Source organism: Flavihumibacter solisilvae, assembly GCF_000814475.1.
Classification (GTDB): domain Bacteria; phylum Bacteroidota; class Bacteroidia; order Chitinophagales; family Chitinophagaceae; genus Flavihumibacter; species Flavihumibacter solisilvae.
Genome location: NZ_JSVC01000002.1, coordinates 165,246 through 189,865, shown reverse-complemented (window position 1 = coordinate 189,865; position 24,620 = coordinate 165,246). Strand labels below are relative to the sequence as shown.

16 protein-coding genes are annotated in these 24,620 nt (G+C 46.5%); 3 read left to right on the top strand and 13 right to left on the bottom strand.

The annotated features are described in order from the left end of the window. Positions 1-208 precede the first annotated feature (208 nt). The 10 genes from OI18_RS02670 to porZ all read right to left on the bottom strand — a co-directional run bounded on the left by OI18_RS02670 (position 209) and on the right by porZ (position 13,312). Positions 209-1,900 carry a sensor histidine kinase gene (locus OI18_RS02670; RefSeq protein ID WP_039136895.1) on the bottom strand — a complete coding sequence of 564 codons (1,692 nt, stop codon included), beginning with the start codon at positions 1,898-1,900 and terminating at the stop codon, positions 209-211. A 7-nt stretch (positions 1,901-1,907) separates the two neighbouring features. Then, positions 1,908-3,032, bottom strand: a complete 1,125-nt coding sequence (locus tag OI18_RS02665) for a histidine kinase (RefSeq protein WP_039136893.1) — start codon at positions 3,030-3,032, stop codon at positions 1,908-1,910. Between the two features lie 17 nt (positions 3,033-3,049). Next, a complete protein-coding gene (locus tag OI18_RS02660; RefSeq protein WP_039136892.1) occupies positions 3,050-4,123 on the bottom strand; it encodes a porin in 1,074 nt (357 codons plus the stop codon). Positions 4,124-4,142: 19 nt separating this feature from the next. Next, positions 4,143-4,706, bottom strand: a complete 564-nt coding sequence (locus OI18_RS02655; RefSeq protein WP_039136890.1) for a K(+)-transporting ATPase subunit C — start codon at positions 4,704-4,706, stop codon at positions 4,143-4,145. After that, positions 4,703-6,760: a potassium-transporting ATPase subunit KdpB gene (gene kdpB, locus OI18_RS02650; RefSeq protein WP_039136889.1), complete on the bottom strand. Its 2,058-nt coding sequence runs from the start codon at positions 6,758-6,760 to the stop codon at positions 4,703-4,705. The genes OI18_RS02655 and kdpB overlap by 4 nt, the downstream gene beginning before the upstream one ends. Before the next feature lie 26 nt (positions 6,761-6,786). Beyond that, positions 6,787-8,496 (bottom strand): potassium-transporting ATPase subunit KdpA, encoded by a 1,710-nt coding sequence (gene kdpA / locus OI18_RS02645; RefSeq protein WP_039136887.1) that lies wholly within the window; start codon positions 8,494-8,496, stop codon positions 6,787-6,789. A gap of 18 nt (positions 8,497-8,514) precedes the next feature. Further along, entirely contained in the window at positions 8,515-8,595 is an 81-nt protein-coding gene (locus OI18_RS25180; RefSeq protein ID WP_072038937.1) for a potassium-transporting ATPase subunit F, read from the bottom strand. 348 nt (positions 8,596-8,943) lie between these two features. Then, positions 8,944-10,302, bottom strand: coding sequence for a sigma-54-dependent transcriptional regulator (locus OI18_RS02640; protein ID WP_039136885.1), 1,359 nt, complete (start codon positions 10,300-10,302; stop codon positions 8,944-8,946). 35 nt (positions 10,303-10,337) lie between these two features. Beyond that, positions 10,338-11,078 carry a DNA repair protein RecO gene (gene recO, locus OI18_RS02635; protein WP_052272809.1) on the bottom strand — a complete coding sequence of 247 codons (741 nt, stop codon included), beginning with the start codon at positions 11,076-11,078 and terminating at the stop codon, positions 10,338-10,340. Beyond that, on the bottom strand, positions 11,075-13,312 hold the full coding sequence (gene porZ, locus OI18_RS02630) for a type IX secretion system anionic LPS delivery protein PorZ (RefSeq protein WP_039136882.1): 2,238 nt from the start codon (positions 13,310-13,312) through the stop codon (positions 11,075-11,077). The genes recO and porZ overlap by 4 nt, the downstream gene beginning before the upstream one ends. Before the next feature lie 97 nt (positions 13,313-13,409). Here porZ and OI18_RS02625 point away from each other — a divergent pair, with 97 nt between their 5' ends. From OI18_RS02625 to OI18_RS02615, 3 genes are all read left to right on the top strand, one after another. Then, the gene (locus OI18_RS02625) at positions 13,410-15,749 is read left to right on the top strand and encodes an efflux RND transporter permease subunit (protein WP_039137099.1); all 2,340 of its coding nucleotides are present in this window, start codon (positions 13,410-13,412) and stop codon (positions 15,747-15,749) included. 248 nt (positions 15,750-15,997) lie between these two features. After that, positions 15,998-19,150, top strand: a complete 3,153-nt coding sequence (locus OI18_RS02620) for a SusC/RagA family TonB-linked outer membrane protein (protein ID WP_039136880.1) — start codon at positions 15,998-16,000, stop codon at positions 19,148-19,150. A 26-nt stretch (positions 19,151-19,176) separates the two neighbouring features. Next, complete coding sequence (locus OI18_RS02615) at positions 19,177-20,637, top strand: RagB/SusD family nutrient uptake outer membrane protein (RefSeq protein ID WP_205409972.1); 1,461 nt, start codon at positions 19,177-19,179, stop codon at positions 20,635-20,637. Between the two features lie 68 nt (positions 20,638-20,705). On the opposite strand, the gene OI18_RS23555 is transcribed toward OI18_RS02615, so the two are convergent. From OI18_RS23555 to OI18_RS02600, 3 genes are all read right to left on the bottom strand, one after another. Then, on the bottom strand, positions 20,706-21,887 hold the full coding sequence (locus OI18_RS23555; protein ID WP_052272807.1) for an AhpC/TSA family protein: 1,182 nt from the start codon (positions 21,885-21,887) through the stop codon (positions 20,706-20,708). An 18-nt stretch (positions 21,888-21,905) separates the two neighbouring features. Continuing rightward, complete coding sequence (gene gatB, locus OI18_RS02605; protein ID WP_205409971.1) at positions 21,906-23,363, bottom strand: Asp-tRNA(Asn)/Glu-tRNA(Gln) amidotransferase subunit GatB; 1,458 nt, start codon at positions 23,361-23,363, stop codon at positions 21,906-21,908. A gap of 117 nt (positions 23,364-23,480) precedes the next feature. Next, positions 23,481-24,509, bottom strand: coding sequence for a PDZ domain-containing protein (locus OI18_RS02600; protein ID WP_039136878.1), 1,029 nt, complete (start codon positions 24,507-24,509; stop codon positions 23,481-23,483). Positions 24,510-24,620: the final 111 nt, after the last annotated feature.

Genomic DNA, 24,620 nt, shown 5'->3' with positions numbered 1-24,620 from the left:
ATAATCCGACAGAAAAGCGGAATAATCAGTTTATAAAGGTTGGCAATATCGGGCAACTGCTTAAGTTGGAGAAAAGTAATTCGGCAAAATCCCAACTAAAAATTCGTTTTTCTCAACCAGAATTTAGTTTTCAGACTGCCTACCTACCTGCAAACTTAAATGCCTGCACATCCGGGAAACATTGTTGGCGCGACCAGGTGAACGAAACCTATCGATCTGTCGCAGCTGGAAGCCTGACGAAAAATGTGCTGCCTTCACCAGGATTGCTGACAACCGAAATATGTCCATTCTGTGCTTCTATGAATTCCTTGCTTATAGCCAGTCCAAGACCGGTTCCGCTTTTCGTTTCGCCCGGCACTTTGAAATACCGGTCAAAGATGCGCGGTTGATATTTTTCGTCGATCCCTTTTCCGTGATCGGTCACTGAAAAAACCACTTCACCATTTTCAGCAGTAATCTTTAATTCGACCGTAGTGTTATCAGGTGCAAAGCGAATAGCATTGGACAACAGGTTTACCAAGATCCAGGTCGTTTTCTCTTCGTCTGAATAAACCAATGGCAATAGTTGCTGTTCATTGAAATTGATGTTAACTCCTTTCGGTACTGCAGAACTGTTTACTGCATGGATTGCGTTCTCAGCTATTTTTTTTGGTGACACAGACTGCATCCGCAATTGAATATTCCCTGTTTCAACCTGTGCCATATTCAACAATTCGCTGGTTATTTTCAGAAGCCGGTCCGTATCATCACCAATGCTTTGAATAAGTTCCTGCTGCTCATTGTTGGTACTTCCGACGCGCTTGTCATTCAACAACTTTGTACTCATCCTGATTGCGGCAAGAGGCGTTTTTAACTCGTGTGATACTGTAGCTATGAAATTGGTTTTGGCTTCATTTAATTCATGAAATGGCGTGATATTCCGAAGCACAATAACATGACCCACAATTTCCTCTTCGTCTTTAACATCCAGCATATCCTTCATGAAATAACTTTCTTTTCCGTCAGCATAGATCTTCAGTTCACTGCTTCCGTTTTCCTGCAACAATGTCCGCATCAGGTCGTTGTGCACTGCCAGGTCAGGAGCGTATTTCCCGACTATTTCAGGCTCCTTTAACCCGATCATCTTCTGGGCAACTTCATTTAAGAAAAGGATATGCTTTCGTTCATCCAACCCAACAATCCCGTCCCGCATCTGGTTGATGATCGTCTCAATCCTTTTCTTTTCGAACTTGATCCTGGCCAGGTTGCTACTTTCGAATTCATCCAGTTTCTCTGCCATCCTGTTGAAAGTTTCTGCAAGTTCCCCGAACTCATCGCCCTGCTTCAGATAAATGCGCTTCCTGTAGTTCTTCCGGGAGATCTCTGCAATTCCTTCGGCCAGGGCACTGATCGGGCGGGAAATAACAGAAGGGAAATTCAACACGAACGAAAATGCAATCAAAGTGAGAATGGTAAAAAGTACCGACAGCCAGATATTCGCCTTCTCTGCAGTTCCTGTAGCAATTTCATTTTTCCGTTGAATAGCATGTTGATTGAGCGCCTCCAACTGGTATAAATGATTTCTCAAACCGTTTATTTCATTTATATCCCGGTTCTGCCTGTACTTTTCGAAGCCTACCCGTAGCGCCATCGTGGCTTCCTTTTCTCCCGGCTCAGTTACATTATTTTCCTGTTTGGCCAGGTTGCTTTCAAACAAGTCCAGAGAGCTTGCATTCAACGAAAGCTCCTCCGACGCCCTTAGCATGTTGTTACAATAAACCAGTGATTCGTAATTGTTTTTCAGAACCACATTGGCATCATTCTTCAGTTTGTTAATATGGAAAATACTAAGGACACTGAAGAGCAGGATCAGCAAAAACAGGAACCCAAGCCCGAGAGATAATTTAGTCTTGATACGCATGATTAATTCAGGATAATATTACAATATCAATATCTGCAGCGGATAATTTGTTCAGCAACTGGTTGAAAACCGCAGTATTCAGTATTACGCCCGCCAACGACAAATGAGGCTTACCCAGGCAGATGGTAGTCGATTTCTGTTGCTCAGCTACTTCGATTATTCCCCTTGCGATGTTGTCATTCTTTGCTTTTATCACCTCTGCTCCAAGTTCTGTAGCCAGCTTGAAATTATTGATCAGGTGTCGTTGTGCAGCAAGGCCTATCCGGTTTCCATCCTCCCGCGGAGTCTGCACGTACAATACGGCCCAGCGTGAATTATAATAGGTTGCCAGCCTGGCTGTTTTCCTGATCACCTTCTTTGCGATTTCATGATTACTGCTGATACATGCGAGGAACCGCTCACTTCTGAGGTGTTGGTAACGTGGCAGTTCAGTCTCTATTTTCCGTTCAACCTGCGAGGCTACTTCCTTTAAAGCAAGCTCCCTTAATTGCAGGATCTTTTCCGACTGAAAAAAATTCCGCATTGCGGTTTCGACCTTATCCTTCGTATAAATCTTGCCCTCCTTTAAACGGGTGACCAGCTCTTCTGCGGTAAGGTCGATATTGACAACTTCGTCCGCCATCCTTAACACGCTGTCCGGGATCCGTTCACTAACCTCAATTCCGGTTATTGATTTCACTTCCCCATTCAGGCTTTCAATATGTTGAATATTGATCGCACTGATGACATTGATACCTGCATCCAGGATTTCAATCACATCCTGCCATCGCTTTTCATTTTTACTTCCTTCGATATTGCTGTGGGCCAATTCATCGACGACCACCACCTCAGGGTGCAGGTTCAATACTGCCTGCTTGTCGAATTCATCAAGCTCCTTCCCCCTATAAAAAAGTTTCCGGCGGGGAATTAACGGAAGGCCGGCCAGTAAAGCTTCGGTTTCACTTCTTCCGTGCGTTTCAATATAACCGATCTTTACGTCAACCCCGTTTCGCAGGAGCGTCTGGGCTTCCTGCAACATGCGGTATGTCTTTCCCACACCGGCACTCATGCCAATATAAATCTTGAACTTACCTTTCCGTCTTTTCCGGATCAGTTCGAGGAAATGTTCTACGCTTTCATTCTCTTCCGGCATAAGCGATCCTTTAGTTGTTAAAATGAAACTGCAATTGATGCAGTAACCATAGTATTCGCATCTGTAGGTTGCAGTTGCTTTGTGAAGACATTATCCCTGCTCTTCAGCGATCTTGCCTCTAACCTTATCAATGCATTTGAAACCGGTGCGTAGTCGATATTTACGGAATACCCTGCTGCCTGGAAACCATTTTCTGTACCTGATGCGATAATCACTCCTTTCTCGTCTTTGTAATATTCACCTCTCGCAGCAATTGTCCATTTTTCACTCAAAGGATAACGAAGGATCAGGACCGGGGTATACCAGACATTCATATTGCTGCTTCCCTTTTCCTTTTGTTCAGACCCGAGATCGAAACCGGCGGTTATACCCAGTTTACCGGCAGTGAAGATTCCATAAAGGTTGTGATAGTAACGCATCAGCCTTACACTATCAGGTTTGTCTGTTCCTATAAATGTACTGTAATTCAGCAATGCTTTATCGCTGGGCTTGAACTGAACCTGGGTTCCAAAACTCATCAGTGAATTCCCATCTACGCGGTTAATACGCTGCCAGCCGTTTAAAACCAGTCCGCTCAACAGCCATTTGCTGTCAGCTGAAGTCCAGGTGAGCTTTGCACCGCTTTCGTAATAGGGTGAGTTGTCTGCGACAATGCTACGGGTCAGGGTCCAGCAATCTTTGCTGATGGCTGATTCAAATCCGATATGCGAAGTGAAAATACCTGCATCAAGCCAGAGGTTTTGTTTTTTTGACAATTTCACACCGGCATTCGCTTCATATATGTTCTTTAAAACGCCTGGTTCTGCAGCATAGTTAGCATTCATGTAGGTGCCTGCAGCCAAAGCAAGGTTAGCCCTAACTCTTTCTGTATTGTAGCTGCCCTTAATAAAACCAAGGTTAAGGTTAAATTCATTATGCCGGTTATGACTGTACATGAATCCGGGTTTGGTATTGTTTTCCGGCTTATTGAAATCATAGGAATAATACGCTTCCACATAACCGCTCACTGAAAACGGAGAGGGTTTTTGCTCTTCCTGCCCAAAACTCTGCAGGCTTGCGATTAAAAAGGCGCCTACCACTGCTCTTTTCATTTATCTTTTGTTTTTCTGTTTATTGTAATTGATCCAAGGCGATGTTAAGTTTCAATACATTTATTTTCTCAGGCCCAAGGAAACCCAGCAAAGGCTTTTCTATGTGGCTTTCGACCAGGGACGCTACTTTCGATTCATTGAGGTGCCTGGTGACAGCGACACGTTTAACCTGCACCCTGGCACCGTCCGGTGAAATATCGGGGTCAAGACCACTGCCAGAAGCGGTTACCAGATCAGCCGGGATCCTTGAGCGCTCAATACCAGGATTATGTAAAAGGAATGTATCAATCCGGTCGCTGACAGTTTTCAGGTATTCAGGATTGGTCGGCCCCTTGTTGGATCCGGATGAGCCGGCTGCATTATAACCGGCGGCTGAGGGCCTGCCCCAGAAGTAACGATCCTCGGTGAAGGACTGACCAATATTTTCATAACCAACCACTTTCCCATCTTTCGAAAGCGTTTCTCCTTTTCCCTTTCCCAGAGCGAATAGTGCTACACCGGCTATGAAGAGAGGATAAATAACAGACAGCAACACCAACATAATAGTTGTCAGCTTTAAAGATGTTATGAGATACTTTTTCATGCAATAAACATTGTAACAATGAGGTCAATTAATTTGATACCAAAGAATGGGATGATAATTCCACCCAAACCATATATAAAGAGGTTTCTCCGCAGCAGTGCCTTTGCTCCAATGGGCTTATAGCTTACACCCTTCAGCGCCAATGGGATCAACAGCGGAATAATGATGGCATTAAAAACCACCGCAGAAAGAATGGCGCTTTCAGGACTGTGCAGGTTCATCACGTTAAGCGCCTGCAACGAAGGAATTGAAGCAATAAACAGCGCGGGTACGATTGCAAAGTATTTTGCAACATCATTGGCAATCGAGAAAGTAGTTAGGGTGCCCCTGGTCATCAGCAATTGTTTTCCGATCTCAACAACCTCTATCAGTTTAGTCGGGTCATTATCGAGATCAACCATATTACCTGCTTCTTTCGCAGCCTGGGTGCCACTATTCATAGCCACTCCAACGTCAGCCTGGGCAAGAGCGGGAGCATCATTCGTTCCATCGCCCATCATAGCCACCAATTTCCCGTTCTGCTGTTCATGGCGGATATAATTCATTTTATCTTCCGGCCTTGCTTCCGCAATGAAGTCGTCAACGCCGGCTTTTTCAGCTATATACTTTGCAGTGAGCCGGTTATCACCAGTGACCATAACAGTTTTAACACCCATTTTCCTGAGACGTTCGAAACGTTCATGGATACCTGGTTTAATTATATCCTGCAGTTCGATCACGCCAAGCACCTGGTCATTCTGGCTAACTACGAGCGGCGTTCCGCCATTCGATGAAATGAGGTTAACCCTTTCTTCAGTAGCAGGAGGAAAATTTTTTCCGCCCCTTATCACGATATTACGGATAGCATCGTACGCACCTTTACGAATTTTTTGCCCATCCAAATCGATACCGCTGCTTCGTGTTTCAGCTGTGAACTGCACATAGGTCACTGCCTCTTTTTTCATCACAGGTGCTTTGATTCCTTTAACCTGGCCAAGTTCAACAATTGATTTCCCTTCCGGAGTTTCATCAGCCAGGGAAGCAAGTACACACGCTTCAATGAACACATTCGCATCAACTCCGGTGGCCGGCCAGAAATTAGTTGCCTTGCGATTTCCGATGGTGATCGTTCCGGTTTTGTCCAGGAGCAGTGTATCGAGGTCTCCTGCAGTTTCAACTGCCTTTCCACTCTTTGTGATCACATTAGCACGTAACGCGCGATCCATTCCCGCAATCCCAATTGCACTCAGCAATCCACCAATCGTAGTTGGAATAAGACAGACAAAAAGGGATACAAATGCAGCGATGGTAATAGGTGTGTTCGCGTAATCAGCAAATGGTTTAAGCGTGACACATACGATGATAAAAATCAACGTAAAGGTGGCCAGGAGAATCGTTAGTGCAATTTCGTTTGGTGTCTTCTGTCGGCTAGCACCTTCCACCAGCGCGATCATCTTGTCAAGAAAGCTTTCACCGGGCTCCGTGGTTACACGTACCTTGATTTTATCACTCAGCACTTTTGTACCCCCGGTCACAGATGACTTGTCGCCACCGGACTCCCTGATCACTGGTGCGGACTCTCCAGTGATAGCCGATTCATCAATTGTGGCAATACCTTCTATGATCTCACCATCCATCGGAATGATATCTCCCGATTCACAAAGGAAAACATCGTTTTTTCTCAATTTGGAGGAGGGAACTACTTTCACTTCGTTGACAAAGATTTCACCGACCGGCTGAATCAATTTGGCATGAGTTTCTTCCCTTGTTTTACGAAGACTTTGTGCCTGTGCCTTACCCCTGGCCTCCGCAAGCGCTTCGGCGAAGTTGGCAAACAGCAGGGTCAATAACAGGATGATGAAGATGGCAAAGTTATAGCCCAGGCTGCCCTGTGACTTCTCTCCGGCCATAATCCAGATACATACTGCGGCCATTATGAAAGTGCCTATTTCAACGGTGAACATAACGGGGTTATGTACCATCTTCCGTGGGTTCAGTTTTGATACAGACTGTTTCAGGGCTTCCCTGACCAGTGACGATTCAAATAATTTCGATGCTCTTTTATGCTTTGACATTTCTTGACAGGTTTGATTGGTCTATTCTATTGGTTGAAAAACTCCGCTATAGGACCCAATGCAAGGGCCGGGAAATAAGACAGGGCATTTATGATGATAATAACAGCGATGGTCATCAGTCCAAATGTGTATGAGTCAACTTCAAGTGTTCCGGCTGAATCGGGGACATATTTTTTCTTTGCCAGCAGACCAACAATTGCAATTGGTCCGATAATAGGCAGGTATCTTGCCAGTATCAGCACTATTCCTGTACTTACATTCCAGAAGATGTTATTATCTGCCAATCCTTCAAATCCGCTACCATTGTTGGCGTTGGCTGAAGTGAATTCGTACAGCATCTCGGTGAAGCCGTGATATGAGGGATTGTTGAGCCAGTTTCCGGGCTGTACTGCCCACGCCATTTCAGGGTGATGCGCATAGAAATAGGCGGCCAGGGCAGTTCCACCCTTTATCAGGAAGGCGGACAATAGTGTAACCAAAGCTGTAATCTTCACTTCCCTTGCTTCTACTTTGTGTCCAAGGAATTCAGGTGTCCTTCCTACCATAAGCCCGGAAATAAAGACTGCTATCATCAGGAAGATGAAATAGTTCAGTAGTCCCACTCCCACCCCGCCATACAGGGCATTGATCATCATGTCCAGGATTATCACAGCCCCTGACATAGGAGTCAAACTATCGTGCATACCGTTTACTGATCCGTTGGATGTGGAAGTAGTTGCCACACTCCAGAGTGCTGTAGCAGCTGCTCCAAGGCGGACTTCCTTCCCTTCCATACTACCATTCTGCGCAATGCCCATCTTATCAATGGCCGGATTGCCTTTCATTTCATAATAGATATTGATCGTACAGAAGGCAATAAACATGACCGTCATAACGGCGAAAATCACCCGCGCAAGCTTTCTCCGTTGGAGGTAAAAACCCAGTGAAAAAACGAGTGCGATCGGGATCACCACAATGCTGATGATTTCGACGATATTCGTCAGGTAGTTCGGGTTCTCCAGGGGGTGCGCCGAGTTCACTCCAAACCAGCCGCCTCCATTTGTACCCAGCTGCTTTATTGCAATCATACCGGCAGCGGGACCGCGTGACACCTGTACGCTGTCGCCCTGTAAGGTTAAGATGGAATCCTTTCCATCAAAACTGGCCGGAGTTCCATTGAAAGCCAGTATAACCGCAACAACAATTGATAAAGGAAGCAGGATCCTGGTGGTGGATTGTACCAGGTATACCCAGAAATTTCCGAGGTTATTGGTGGTCTTTTCCTTAAAACCGTTGAACAGGGCCACCAGGCAGGCAATACCGGTTGCAGCAGTTACGAATTGAAGAAAAGTAATTACAAATAATTGGGTGAAATAGGATAGCCCGCTTTCACCGGAGTAGTGCTGGAGGTTACAGTTAACCAGGAAACTGATGGCAGTATTGAAAGCCAGGTCAGGCGACTGGTTAGCGTTACCATCGGGGTTTAGCGGAAGGCTGCCCTGGAAGCACAACAATAAAAAAGCATAAACAAACCACAACATGTTGATGGTAAGCATAGCTTTCAGGAATTGCTTCCAGTCCATCCCTTTTTTCGGATCAATTCCACTAACGCGATATATAAACCGCTCCAGGGGAAGCATAAAGTCGGTAAAGGTTGGCTTTCCCAGGAATACATTGGCTATGTATTTACCCAGTGGGTATGCCAGCAAAAAACAAAGAAGGAGCGTAACCAACACTCCCAATATTTCAGTGTTCATCGTAACGAGTGTTTAAGGTTAAAATTTTTCCGGTCTTACCAACACATACACCAGGTATATTAAAACCAGGATGCTGATAGCGAATAACAGGTTGAACATGGTGATTAGAATTTTTCAAAGAAATCAATCGATTTAAAGAAGATCGCGAAACATATCAGTCCCGCAGCCAGGAGAACAGCTAATAGCATTTTTGTATCATTTAATGGTTATTGTATGATTTGCCATACTGGAGCCAAACGGGGTGCCGGAAGCGAAGCTGTTCACAGGTTTTTGATGAAACCGTTAACTGACGGGCATTCCAACGAAAAGGGCAGTTACTATTGGGGGGAAGGATAAATAAAAAACCCTTCCAAAATGGAAGGGTTGCCTTTCAAAATGACAGGTCGTTCATGCAGATCCAGGAATTACCGTTCATGCCCAAATCACTACTGTTTCACTGTGAAATCACTAGTGTGGAACCTGGATCTGGTATTCTTCTATTTTGCGGTAGAGTGTAGTGAGGCCTATGTTGAGCAGGCGGGCCGCTTCAGTTTTGTTGCCGCCGGTATGTATAAGTACACGCTGGATATGAAGCTTCTCGACACTTGCAAGGTCAAAAGCAGACAGGGTACCGGTCGCCTGGCGCGTCTCCTGTTTATCGAAGTCAGCAGGCAGGTCCTTAACAGTTAATTCAGGACCGGCGGCAAGGATCACGGCACGCTCAATCACATTTTTAAGTTCCCGGATATTTCCTTTCCAGTTGTGGTCCTTCAGCAACCGGATGCACTCAGCGTCAGCCCCGGAAATTTTACTATTGAGTATAACTGAGAACGCTGCAATGTAATGTTTAGTGAGATCTGGAATATCAGCCCGTCGTTCATTAAGTGACGGCAACCCGATTGAAAACACGTTAAGCCGGTAAAACAGGTCTTCACGGAACCTGCCCTGCTGCACTTCATCCTCAAGGTTCCTGTTGGTCGCAGCAATAATCCTGACGTCTGCTTTTATAACTTTCGTATCACCGACCTTGATGAATTCCCGGTTCTCCAAAACCCGTAATAGTTTCGTTTGCAGTTCCAGTGGCATTTCCCCGATCTCATCCAGGAAAAGCGTTCCCTTAGCGGCTTCTTCAACCAGGCCTTTCTTATCTTTTACCGCACCGGTAAAAGCGCCGGCCCTGTGACCAAATATTTCACTCTCCAGCAGTTCCCTTGAAAAAGCGCTGCAATTGATGGCTACAAACGACTCCTTCGAGCGCTTACTCGCCTGGTGTATGGCCTGGGCAAATACTTCCTTCCCGGTGCCGGTTTCACCGAGCAGCAACACCGTCGTGTCAGTTGGCGCAACTTTCTCAGCCAGTCCGATGGCTTTCCTGATGGGTTCCGACTTACCGATAATTGTTTCAAAAGAATGCAGCTTTCCAACCCGGTTATTTAAACTGGTAACCTTCTTTTGCAAAGCGACCAACTCATCTGCCCGGTTTAATAATGGAATTATCTTCTCATTGTCATCACCTTTAACAATGTAGTCAAATGCACCGTTCTTCATCGCCTGCACTCCGTCAGGAATGTTGCCAAATGCGGTCAGAAGTATGACGGGGATGCCAGGATATTTCGACCTGGCTTCAGAAACAAAATCCACTCCGCTTCCATCAGGAAGTTTAACGTCACATAAGATGATGTCAATGCTGTTGCGTTTCAATGTTGCTGTTGCCTGCGAGAGGTTATTGGCTTCAAAGACGGTAAAGCCTTCCAAACCAATTATCCGCTTCAGCAAATTTCTTAGCTTTTCTTCATCATCAACTATAAGGACATTTGAGGCTGCCATAAAAATATAATGTGCAAAACTAATCAGATTGCCTGTTATCCCAACACTTCCTGTAGCACAGGCAGCGTACGCAGGTGTCCGAACTCCGGCACGTGTAACATGTAATACTTCTCATAATGTTGTAACAAAATGCGACGTACCGCAACCGGCAGACCGATATCCTCAAGCTCAGACGGATGCATTACGCGGAGCAGCGTTGCAGTCGTTTCACTTAATTGTCCATCAAGATAGAAGCTGTGCGCAGGATGCTGCGCCACAAATATTCCTTCTTCAAGGTCTAGAATGTTACGGTTTACACTATACTCATCCGGAATCCTGAAACCAAAAAAGGCCGGCAGGTGAAGGGCAAAGAATAATGGGAAATTAGCCACAACCGAAGACGGTGCCTTATCGAGATGTAGCAATACGTCTTCAACAAAATAGAACATGTCCGGATTGGGTTCAGGTTCGCGCAGGCATTTTTGCAATAGCTCAACCATGAAGGTGGCGACCGATCCTTTGAATACATCGAAAAAAATATGTTCGTACAGTACACTCCATTGGTATTCCTTGATCCGTTGCAGGTTCTTCTGTTCATTGTGATATACCACCAGGTCGAGCAACGCACCGGGCTGAAACAAATTCGCTTTTGTGCCGGCCTTTTTTGAAGAAGACCTTACACCATTGACGATATAACTCTGCAGCCCGAACAATTCAGTGAAGATTGAAACAATCACACTGGTTTCGCCATACTTTACAGTTCGTAACACTATTCCTTTTGTAGTATGATTCATCATCGTTGAATGAATACAATTTTAGTAACCAGTTGTTCCTTCCTGGACTCATCTGTTGTAAATACCAGGTAAACGCCGGTTGAGATCTGCCGGCCATTGAGATCGCGGCCGTTCCAGGTAAATTGTCCGCCATTGGCCCTTCCCTGCGTGACCAGCCTGCCATTCAGTTCGGTTATCTTAACGATCGCATTGGTAACAAGACCGCGTACTGCAATCGTACCATTATAACCAGGCGGTACAGGATTCGGGAACACCAATACATTCCCGCTGCCCGTACTTACCTGCGTGGCATCTCCCCTGTAGCTGCAGATTCCTTCAGCAGTCGAAATAACTACTGTGCCATCCGGGTCAATGGCAATCTTACGCACATCATTGGAAAGAAGCGGGCTGTTCGATACAGTGAAACGCAAAATTGTTTTTTCGCCCCCGGGGGAAATCAGCCAAAGCCCGTTTTTTGTACCTATCCATTTCCTGTTTGCGCCGTCGACAGCCATTGCCTGCACAGCCTCACCCTTAAACAGGTAACCCGCAAAATTATCAGCCTGTACTACCGGCAAAACAGCTTCACAACCAGTTGAATTAAACACCTGGTCAGGACATTGCACAATTCCTATACCATTGTCGGTTCCCACCCAGATAAATCCAAAGTCATCTTTCACGAGACTCAACACGTTGTTGGATGGCAGGTTACCGTTTCCTTGTCCGGCACGGTAGTACCTCCATTGATCGTCACCGGTATTATCGTTTGAAGCTCCCGCGTTATAACAAAACAAGCCATTTCCAGGGGAGATCATCCATTTTTGGTTCAGGTCATCAATGATCAGATCAGCAACAGCATAATCACGGTACATAAAGGGGATCGTGAATTTCTGCACCCTGTTATCGGGGTATAACAGCACCAGGCCCTGCGCTGCGCCATCATTACTTATCCAAAGATTGTTCTCATTATCAGATGCCAGTCCTTTTACCCTGAAAGAATTGGGATCGTTTGCTGCCGGTGAAATGACATTTGGCATGAGGGTGAATGTTTCATTATGGATCCGCAATAAACCACCACCCGAAACGGATCCACTCCACGTAACATTTCCCTTGTCAATTACTAACGGACCCGGGCGACCGAAACTGGCAGGTATCGGTTGTCCACCGCCGTTATAAACCGTCCAGTTATTATCCCTGAACCTGCTGATCGAAGTTCCTGTAGCGGCCCACCAATCGCCCCTGCCGGCAATTATGTCACCCGAGCCGACTGAACCAGGTCCACCAGGTACGATCGCCTCGACAATAATATTGTTCATTTCAAGCAGTCCGGCCAAACTATCTGCCACCCAAAGTGTAGTGCCTGTATAAATGGCCTGGAACGGAAATTGGATCATAGGGTTGCTGACAGTCGTCTCGACTGAACCGTCCGCATACAGCACCTGTATGGATGCATTACTCCCTTTTCTCCGACTGATCAGCAGGCGGTCGCCGGACCATTGAATATGCTTCCATGTCCAGTCATCTGAATAAACCTGCTGAAACTGCGCATCTCCCTGCCGATACAAAGTTGAACCCGCCTGCACATATATTACTGAATCCTTTCCCGTTAAGACCCTTTGCACTTCACCCGTTGGTAACCCGGCTGTTCCGGAAACCGTTTGCCAGTTCCTGTAGTCAGCAAGGTTTACTCCTGCAGCAGGCGCCTTTTTCAAACCTTCAAGTGTAGCTGCATAATAAAAACTTCCGGCCCTGACCGCGGCATTGACTTTTGTAAATGCTCCATTGTTGCCAATAACCCAGGTATCACCAATTTCCTTTTTAACCAGGTTAAGAACTATGATGCCATATCCCGCTGAGAGCAGGCAGTTCTCGCCGGATCCGCTGATATCATAAATGACTTTATCTGCATCGACCTGTTTATCGCGGTAAGCCGGCAGATTTGTGATGCCCTGATTTTCAATTATATCAATATTGCCATGTCTGTATATGGCAACCAGTTGTCCCACACCGGCATAATGGATCAGTCGCATACCTGTTTCAGCAAGCCCTTTGATCCTGCTGAATCTTTCAACCTGGTCATTCTGCCTGTTGACTGAAAAAAACGCATACGGAGTTGCCGCGTAAATCTTTTCTCCATCATCAGCAAGGGAAATGGCACTGTTATAAGGAAGGTGCTCCTGCCAGCTTCCTATGGGCTGAGCAATGAGGGCTACGGAACAACCGAAGAAAAGCAGGAAACAGATGACCAGGTAGCGCATATGTTTCAAAGTTAACCGAATTCGGATGTGGAATTGTCCCGGCAATAAAGCTAAAATGGCTTTCTTTGCCTCTTATAAACAGCAAAACCGGCAGCACATGTGGTATAAACTGGGCTCATTTGTTTTAAAGTACCGATTGGCGTTGATCACCTTGTTACTTGCAGCAACCGCATTTATGGGTTATCATGCCAGCAAGGTGCAAATGAGCTATGATTTTGCCCGGGCGATCCCCACCGACAATCCTAAATACCTCGACTATATCGCATTCAAGCAACAGTTTGGCGAAGATGGCAGGCTTTTAGTGATAGGGGTCCAGACAGATAGGCTGTTTACGAAAGACGTGTTCAATGATTACCGCCGGCTCCAGCAGCAACTGAAGAATGTACCGGGAGTGGAAGACATACTTGGAATTGCAGGTGCGGCCAACCTCGTCAAAAATGACAGCACGGAAAAGCTGGAAGCAAGGAAAGTGTTTCCCGATGGAGAGCTCGACCAAATGCAGATAGACAGCGGGAAAGCAATATTCGAAGGACTGCCGTTTTATAAGGGATTTTTGTATAATGATTCCAGTCGCGCTTACCTGATGGGACTTACAATCAACAAAGAAGTTTTAGGGTCACACCGGCGCACCAAAGTGGTAAACGACATCCTGCAGCTGGCAGACGCCTTTGGTAACAGGCACCAGATCGAGATGCATTACAGCGGGTTGCCGTTAATCCGCACACAAATGGCGGACAGGATCGCAAAAGAAATGAAGTGGCTGCTGGTCGGTTCATTGGTGTTGTCTGCAGTTATCCTTCTTGTATTCTTCCGCAGTTTCAGTGCAATGCTCATCTCACTCGCTGTAGTGATCATGGGGGTAATCTGGAGTGTTGCCACCATTCAACTGATGGACTATAAGATCACTCTTTTAAATGCGCTTATTCCCCCACTCATTGTAGTGATAGGGATTCCAAACTGCATTTATTTCCTGAATAAATACCATATCTCATATAATGAAACCGGGGTCAGGAACGAAGCGATCAGGACTATGGTCAGCAAGATGGGGATCGTAACTTTATTCTGTAATATTTCTGCAGCAATTGGATTTGCTGTTTTTGCCCTGACCAAAAGCGCCATCCTGAAAGAGTTTGGCGTAGTGGCGGGACTGAACATCATGATGCTGTTCTTCATTTCCCTTGTGTTCATTCCGGTTACATTAAGCTTCCTGCCTCCACCAAAGGACAGGCATACCCGTTACCTGGAAAATAAATGGCTGCTTGCGGTACTGGACCGGTTGGAGATCTGGTCGCTGAATCACAGGCGGGTTATTTACATCACTGCAATAGTGATGACGGCAGTAGCCATAGCCGGCATGACCAGGCTGAAGTCCGAAGGGTTTATTGTAGATGATCTTCCCAAAACTGACAGGATCTATACCGACCTGAAATTTTTTGAGCATCATTTCAAAGGAGTAATGCCGTTGGAAATCGTGGTTGACACGAAACAGAAGAACGGATTGAGAAAGAATACCATGCAATTATTCGAGCGAATTGATTCGTTGTCGCGGTATATCAGTTCCCGCCCGGAAATGGCCAAGCCCCTCTCGATCGCAGAAGGCATCAAATTTGCCAGGCAGGCATACTACGATGGCGACAGCAGCAACTATGCGCTACCCAATAGTTTTGACATCAGTTTCCTGTCAGGATACCTGAACCTGAAAGGATCAGGCAATGAAAATAACCAGCTTGGCAAACTCGTAAGTTCTTTCATGGATGACGAAAAGCGCCAGACCCGGATCAGCGTCAGCATGCAGGATGTAGGCAGCAAAAGACTCCCCGAGATCCTGGGTGAAATAAAAGACCGCACGAACCAGTATTTTGACAGCAGCCATTATCATGTGACCCTTACCGGTAGCAGTATTACTTTCCTGGAAGGGAGCACTTTCATCATCAACGGACTGAAAGAAAGTATTTTCTGGGCTTTCCTGCTGATCGCGTTGTGTATGCTGTACCTGTTCAAGTCGGCCCGGATCCTGTTATGTTCCCTGATCCCTAACCTTATACCATTGGTGATCACGGCGGGAATCATGGGCTGGGCTGGTGTATCGCTGAAACCTTCAACCGTATTGATCTTCAGTGTGGCATTAGGGATTGCGATCGACATTACGATCCGGTTCCTTGTAAATTATAAGCAGGAACAGAAGGGGAATGGCCAACTGCAGCAGGACATCGTTATCGAAACCATTCATTCGACCGGCATCAGCATTATTTATACCTCCCTGGTACTCATTGCGGGGTTTGTCATTTTTTGTTTCAGTGGATTCGGGGGTACTAAATCACTCGGCTGGCTTACTTCACTCACGCTGGTTGTAGCAACCATCACAAACCTGGTTTTGCTGCCTGCCCTGCTCATTGATCTTACCAGGAAACCAGGAAATGTGAAAAAATTATCTTGATTGCCGTCAATATTTCAACGCTAAGTATTTTCACTTATCCAAGGTCGTTAGTAAGACTAAGATTCGATTATTACGTGTGAACCTTAGGTTTATACCAATTATGTATTTCTTCAATATGTAACCGAAAACCGTCTTTCGCCGGACTTCTTCTTCTCAAGTCATTCCCGTTCATAAGCAGCATGCGCCGTTCATCATGTGTCACAAAGGATGCATTGATTACATTTAGAATCAGTTAAACCAAAACACACATGAGAAAACTCGTCTTGCTTATGCTGTGCATTATTATGCTCGGCGGGCAACAGCTGTTTGCCCAATCCCGAACCATTTCGGGGAAAGTCACGGATGCACAGGGAAAGCCGGTCCCGAAGGCAACCGTATCGGTTAAGGGAACTTCTTCCGGCACAACTTCAGAGGAAGATGGAAATTTTACATTGGTACTTCCCGAAAAAGCCAGGGTGCTTATCATTTCTTCAGTAGGAATGGCAACCCAGGAAATTGCCATTGGCGACAAATCAACTTTCGCCATTTCGCTCCGGACAGACGACCGCGACCTCCAGGAGGTCGTGATAGTTGGTTATGGTATGCAGCGCCGCCGGGATCTGACCGGAAGTGTTGCCCAGATCAGCGGCAGGAATATCAAGGATGTTCCAGTGCAGAGCTTCGACCAGGCACTCAGCGGCCGTGCTGCCGGTGTGAGTGTGACAATGCCGAACGGCCAGTTGAACAACCCGCCGGTAATCCGGGTAAGGGGTGTCAATTCCATCAGCCTTAGTTCCTTCCCGCTGGTGGTTGTGGACGGGATTCCGACCTTCACAGGTAACGTGGGTGGTACTGCCTCCAACAACGTACTTGGCGATATCAATCCTTCGGACATTGAAAGTATGGAAGTCCTCAAGGATGCGGCAGCAACTGCGATCTATGGATCAAGGGCTTCTGCAGGTGTACTGCTGATCACAACTAAAAAAGGAAAGCAGGGCCGGGCGAGGGTTAATTATGAAGGATGGATGGGCTGGACAAAGCCGTACAACCTCATCCCTATGCTGAATGCGCAGCAGTACACAGACATTAAAAACGAAGGACTTGTCAATGCCGGTACTCCACCCAACGGAACAAGCCGCGGCTTCGCAACCCAAACCGACGCAAACGGAAACCTCATTGACACTGACTGGTATGATTTCGTTTACAGGACAGGGTTCTCGCATAACCACAACGTGAATGTTGCCGGTGCAAACGACAAGACCAGCTATTACCTTTCTGCCGGCTATACCAGCCAGGAAGGTATGCTTATAGGCAACGATTTCAGGCGGCTTTCCACCAGGCTGAATCTTGACCATAAGGTGAACAACTGGCTTACACTTGCCGGAATGTTCAATTACACCAACTCCAAGAACATTTCGCCCAACTCAGGTTCATTACCTGGACAGGCATTCGGCATCGCCGGCCTTGGCCGACTTCCACTCGTGCTTGCACCCAATGTGGCTCCTTACAATGCTGATGGCAGTTACAATATCAATACAGCAAGCAACACGGTGGGCCAGGGAAACAACCTGACAGCACTTTCATTCTACAACCCGGCCTATATCCTGAAGGAAAACAAATTCAACTCAGATAATGACCGGATCCTGGCAAATGTATCTGCACAGATCAGGCTGATGCGCGGGCTTACTTTCCGGTCCAATTACGGAATTGACAACCTGCTAGTCACCAACAAGGAATTCAGGGCGGCCGGCCATGGCGATGGTGTACAATTCGGCGGTGCGGCACAATTCAGTACGCAGACATACCGCAGGTGGAACTGGCAGAATATCCTGCAGTTCGACAGGACCTTCAGTGATCATACCATTGGAGTACTTCTAGGAAATGAGCAGCAGTACACCTCACAGGAAGGCACAAACGTAGACAGGCGCGGTCAGCAGGATCCGATTTTCGATGAGTTCCAGGGAGGATATAATTCAGTGGTTACTGCCCCGACCATTGGTGGAAACTTTTACGGTGAAAACTATCTCGCATCGTTCTTCGGCCGTATGAACTATGACTACAAGAAAAAATACCTGCTTTCACTGAATGCCCGTCGCGATGGTTTCTCGGCCTTTGCACCCGGCAAGAAATATGGTAATTTTTACGGTGCATCAGCAGGCTGGTCCATCACTGAAGAAGCTTTCTGGGGTGGCCTGCGTCTTGACAATGTTGTGAACAACCTGAAGCTCAAGGCAAGCTATGGCCTCGTAGGTAACAACCAGGGACTTGGTGATTATCCATTCTATGCTTACTATTCTTCCGGCCTTTATGGTGCCCAGGCGAATTTATTCTTCAACCAGGCCAGCAACTATAACCTCAGCTGGGAAACTTCAAAGAAACTCGATTTAGGTCTTGAAATAAGCCTGTTGAATAACAGGATCAATTTTGAAGCAACGTATTTCAACAACAATATTGACAACCTGATCCTGAACGATCCGCAGGCGCCTTCACGTGGTATCCCCGGCAACACGATTCCGACCAATATCGGTCGAATGGTGAACAACGGCTGGGAATTTACCCTGAATACAACGCCTGTAAGAAACAGGGAAGTAACCTGGAATTCCAACTTCAACATCACGCTGTTGAAAAATGAAGTAAAGGAACTTGCGACAGGCAACTCCGACATTTTCCCAGGAACTTCCGGTCTTGAAACACCAAGTCTTGTACGCGTAGGTGAATCAATCGGTAGTTTCTATGCAGTAAGAACCGTAGGTGTTAACCCAGAGACAGGCCAGCGGATCTTCGTTTACCGCGATGGCCGGAAGGTTCAGTATAACCATGGTGCACCCGCAGCTTCAAGATGGACATTCCTCGACGGAACTGTTGCTCCACGTGGTGCCGACCAGGCTTCAGATGGTGTGGTGATCGGTCCTGCATTGCCCCGTTGGACTGGCGGATGGGATAACACCGTGCGTTGGAAAAACTTCGACCTCAATATCCTGTTCTTCTTCTCCGGAGGCAACTACGTGTATAATGGTACGAAGGCCGGCCTGAGAGATAACAGGAACTGGAACAATGCAAGGGAAGTAACAACGCGCTGGACAAAAGCAGGTGAAATAACTGACATCCCACGTTATGTATTCGGCGATAACGTTTCAAACGGATCTGCTCTCGTAATTTCCGAAAACGTAGAAAAAGCAGACTTCCTCAAGGCGAGAAATATCGCGCTCGGCTTTACATTGCCATCTTCAGTTGTTGAAAGGGCGGGACTTGCAAGTTTCCGCATCTATGCTGCTGTTCAGAATGCATTTACAGTTACAGGCTACAATGGATTCGACCCGGAAGTTTCCGCAAATGGTAACGGAAACGGTAACCCCAGTGTGGATCGTAACTCAGTTCCCCAGGCAAGGACAGTTGTATTCGGAGTGAACGTTGGATTTTAATTACTGCTAATCAAATTGACATGAAAATGAATTTCAAAATATTATCAGCTGTTGCGTTCGCAGGAATTATCCTGGCATCGTGCAGCAAATCAAGACTGGAACCTGTTCCGCAAACATTTATCATCGACCCGGAAGGATTTAAAACACCAGAACGTGCACTTCAGCAGGTGAATGGTATGTACTCCGCATTAAAAGCCGGGCAGTTTTATGGTGGTCGTTACCTTGTTTACCAGGATGTAAGAGGAGAAGAATTCCTGAACATCACAAACAATGGTGTGACTGCTTTCCTGACCTGGAATTTCACAGTAACTCCCACTTCAAACGAAGTGCAGAACTTCTGGTCATCTGCCTACGCTGCAATCAACAGGGCAAACGTTGTTATTGCGGGAGTTGAAGGTTCAACCATCAGTGATTCATTGAAGAATGATTACATCGCAGAAGCAAAGGTTGTCAGGGCAATTTCCTACTATTCCCTCTTACAGCTTTATTCTCGCCCTTTTGCGCAGGGTGGAGGCTCTACACCTGGTGTGCCGCTGCGGCTTAATGCAGAAACCGGACTGACAACGGATGACGACCTGACAAGGGCGTCTGTATCTGATGTATATGCCCAGATCATCAAGGATCTGAATGAAGCGGAAGCAGACCTTCCTGCAAAATACAGTTCCGCGACCTTAAATACAACCAGGGCGCATAAACATAGCGCAATTGCATTGAAGTCGAGGGTTTACCTCACTATGGGCAACTGGGCAGGTGTAATCGCAGAAGGAAATAAGATCGTTTCCGCTTCAGCGCCATTCCAGGCTCCGGCATCTGGCGTGGGACATAAACTTGAGCCCAGCATCGCGACGGTATTTACCACAGCGGTTGGATATACGGGTACAGAAGCAATACTTTCCATGCCCTTTACTGCTACTGATGTACCGGGAACACAGAACAGCCTTGCAAGCTATTACAACCCTGGTCCAGACGGAAACGGTGATTTTTCACTTAATACGGTTGACGCGGGTATTGCTGCAAATGCAGGTTGGAAATCTACAGATGCAAGAAGGGCATTCAATGTTCCCAATTCAGCTGGCACAAGAACTTTCCTGAGAAAATGGCCACGCAACGCAGGTACCAATCCAGACTGGACACCTGTAGTAAGATATGCAGAGGTAATGCTAAACCTGTCTGAGGCACTTGCCCGTGAGAATGGCCTTGATGCAAGGTCAATTGCGCTTCTCAATGCGGTACGCCAGCGTTCAGATGCCAGCACCACGTTCGCACCGGCATCAGTTGATGAGCTGATCAGTGCGATTCTTACGGAAAGAAGGATCGAATTATTAGGTGAGGGTTTCCGTACAACGGATATTACGCGTACCGGAACTGATTTCCCTGCAAAAGGATCAGTAAGCTCTTTACCATCTTCTGCGCCTCAATATATCTGGCCGATCTCAAATGCAGAGATCATCACCAATAAAGCAGTGCAACAGAACAACGGATATTGATTAGGTTTTCATTCCATAAAAAAAGCGGCCAGTGGCCGCTTTTTTTATTTGCACTACATTACAAATTCTTATTTCAACACTTCGCTGAGTTTCTGTTCAAGATCAAACCCACGCAGGTTTTCAGCAATTACAACTCCTTGTGGATCCAGCAGCACATTGAAAGGAATACCTTCGAATCCATACACTTTTACCGATTCACTGTCCCAGTATTTCAGGTCACTCATATGAGCCCATGTAAGCTTGTCCGCGCTTATGGCCTTCAACCACGGTTCCTTTTCCTTATCAAGCGAAACGCCGAGGATGGTAAAGTTTTTGTTCCTGTATTTGTCGAATGCACGAACAAGGTTTGGATTTTCCTGGCGACAGGGTGCGCACCAGCTTGCCCAGAAATCTACCAGCAAGTACTTTCCACGGAAGTCGCCGATCGAGATTTTCTTTCCATTGACATCAGGCATAGTCAGGTTCGGAGCTTCCTTTCCCAGCAGGCTTCTTGTTGCACGCTGCTTTTCCATCTCTGCCAGCTGTGCCTGTTGTGAATCATAAGTCTGTTTGAGTGACTTCAGCATTCCATGTTGAGGAAAACGTTGGAGGGTTGCATTCAGCACCGATTCAAAATCCGCTTTCGGCATAGAACGGAATGAAAGTCCAAGTGCGAACATGCTAACTGAAGGGTTCTTCGCATTTGCGATGAAGTCTTTCATGTAAGTGTTCAATGATGCAACTGACTGGTTTTTCTTTTCAGTTGCGGCAAGAAGCAGGCTATCAGAAGAAGCGAACTGTTTAAGACTGTCCAACTCCGCAAAGCGGTTATTTACCTGCTGGCTGCGATCACTATATTCCTGGATGAAATCCTGGAGCTGTTTACTACCTGCAGATCCCTTCACCGTATAGTATCTGTCACGCTTCGACATATCCAGGTCAACCTGGATATTCTCCGCATCATTCACCACCAAAAGCACAGGACCATTTTCAACCGAAACCTGGTACAAGCCTTCCTCTTTAGATTTCCCTTCCAGTTTAACGGATCCTTTTGAATCTTTTAATGAAACAGAATCAAGTATTACGGGTACACCGTCTCCACCATATGGAATTTCCTCAAGCAGGATCTTCCGCTTTTCCATTGGAGGCAACCTGTCGGCGTTCTCATAATTGACACTAACAGTGAACTCCCCGCCAGTTTCCGTATTTCCGCATTTTGCCATTCCAAATGACAACACAGCAACTACGATCCATAGTTTTTTCGTGATCATTATCTTGAATTATTCAGTTTATTGGTTTTGTTCATTCAGCCTTTTCTCGAGCATCACCGTCGCTATCTTGGGATCAGCTTTTCCTCGTGAGATCTTTTTCACCTCACCCATAAAGAGGCCTATAAGACCCTTTTTGCCTTTCCTGTATTCTGCAACCTTGTCCGGCATTTTTTCGAGTACCTGCCCTATCCATGCCTCAATTTCACCGGAGTCTGCATTCTGCAGCAGGTTTAATTCTGAAGCCATTTGTTTCGGATCAGCATCAGGGTTATCAATCAATCGGGGGAATAAACGCGACGAAGCCGAGGAGAAACTGATCTCGCCCGATGTCACCAGGTTTACCAGGTCTGACAAGTTGCCGGACTTAAGCGGGAAATTTTCGATTTGCACTTGTTGCTCATTCAGCCAGGCTTTAACCGGGCCAAGGAGCCAGTTCGCGATTGACTTGTACTGGTTATTATGACTAGTTACCGCTTCGAAGTAGGCTACCATTTCTTTTTCTTCGCTCAACAGGCGGGCGTCATATTCAGGCAGGTGGTAATCCTCCATAAACCGCTGCCGGACAGCATCGGGCAGTTCAGGCATCTCAGACCTGATGGAATTCAACATTTCTTCCGACACGATGAATGGTGGAAGATCTGGGTCAGGAAAGTAACGGTAATCATTTGCTTCTTCCTTTGAACGTAAAGCGAATGTTGTACCCGTGTCTGCATCAAAACTTCTTGTCTGCTGTATGATCGTTTCTCCGTCTTCCAGCATTTGCATCAACCTCGCCGCTTCAAAGTCGATTGCCCTTTTCACGTTACGGATCGAATTGAGATTTTTTACTTCAACCCTGGTTCCGAGCTTTTTCTGACCTTTTGGCCTGACCGAAATATTTGCATCACACCGCATGCTGCCTTCTTCCATATTACCGTCGCAGATGCCGAGGAAGCGAACAAGCTTCCGGACCTCGGTCACGTAAGCATAAGCTTCTTCCGCACTGAAGAGGTCAGGCTCGGAAACAATTTCAATCAACGGTACACCCGCGCGGTTGTGATCAATGGCAGTTTTAAGCGGATCCGCATCGTGAATGCTTTTGCCGGCGTCTTCTTCGAGGTGGATATGATGCAGCTGAACGGCGCGTTCATTGCCGGAGACATTTATCCGGACAATTCCGCCCTGGCAGATATTATTGATGTGTTGGGAAGTCTGGTATCCTTTAGGAAGGTCAGGGTAAAAATAGTGCTTCCGTGCAAACCAGTTGGTGCGGCTGATTTCTGACTCGCAGGCCAGTCCCATCCGGATAGCATACTCAACAGCCGTACGGTTGAGTCGGGGAAGTGTACCCGGATATGCAAGTGTAATGGCGCTGATATGGGTATTGGGCTCTCCGCCAAAACTCGCATCATCGCCACAAAACAATTTGGTACGGGTCTGTAATTGTGCATGTACTTCCAGTCCGACTACCAGCTCATATTTTTCCTGAAGACTCATCCTTAACACGGTTGGTTCACAAAGCACAAATGTACCCATTCGGGGGCAAAGGAAAAGCAAAAGGGCGCCGTTGGGCGCCCTCTGCCAGTTTTATTATGGTTTATCCGGTTCTGAAAATCAGAGTTCTGCTGTTTTCAGTTTGCGGGGAATTTTGAGCTCAGCCTGCATTGGTTTGTTGTCACGCAGGTATTTTATGGGCATGCTAACCTTTTTTGCATCCCTTGCTGCCCGGGTAATTTCTACAAGGTCAGTCACACTTTTAATGTCCTTGCCATCAAGACTGGTGATGATATCGCCCTCTTCCAGTCCGGCTTTTTCAGCTGCCGATTCGTCGTCAATATCAAGCACTTTTACTCCCTTTCCATCATCAGTGTCCTGGGCTTTCAGGCCAAGTTTCGGCTGTCCGCCGTTATAGCTGAAATTGAAATCCTGGTTAAAATTATGCTCGAAATTGTGGTCAAAATCATTCTTGAAATTGTACACGTAAGGCTGGGTTCTTTTACCAAGAGTAACGGTTACCGTGCTTTTCTTGCCACCGCGCAGGTAGGTAACAGCTACCTTGTCATCCGGCTTGCGTTTGCCGATTGCCTTGCTTAATTCTTCGGGAGTGGTGATTTTCTGGTCACTTACGGTGGTAATGATATCGCCGGTTTTCAGGCCTGCTTTCGCTGCGCCGCTTTCTTTTGTTACTTCCGTAATTATAACTCCGTTCTCACCTTTAGTTGAACTGACACCGAGAAATGCTTTGTCGGGCTCTATGGTAAATGCCTGGCCATCGCCGGACCATGACCAACCTCCCTCATTGAATGCAGAACGGGGAGTACGTGGAGTTGCAACCCTGTAACGTCTGCCATCGATGATACTGATGTCATTTTTCAGGATGGCCAGATCGTCATCATCAAATTCGTTCAATGGCTTTCCATTTACGATAACCTCATCACCCTTCAGTTCAATCACCACCTTAACATCCTTTTCCTTATCCATTCCACCCTTCCGCTTAATGATCAACTGATCATATTCATCCATCTTCTCAGACTTTTTGGGCTTTTCCTTCTCTTTTTCCTGGGCAGAAAGATTCACAACTGCCAGGGTCATAGCACCCAATAAGAAGGCAGGCAGGATCATTTTTTTAATATTGCTTTTCATATACGTCGTTTTTCGTAGATCAAATATAATAGAAAATCCGGAACTACGAAATATTTCGGAAAAGACTTTAATAGAGGGTTGATTGGGCTGCGGTTGGGAGGTTGCAGTCAA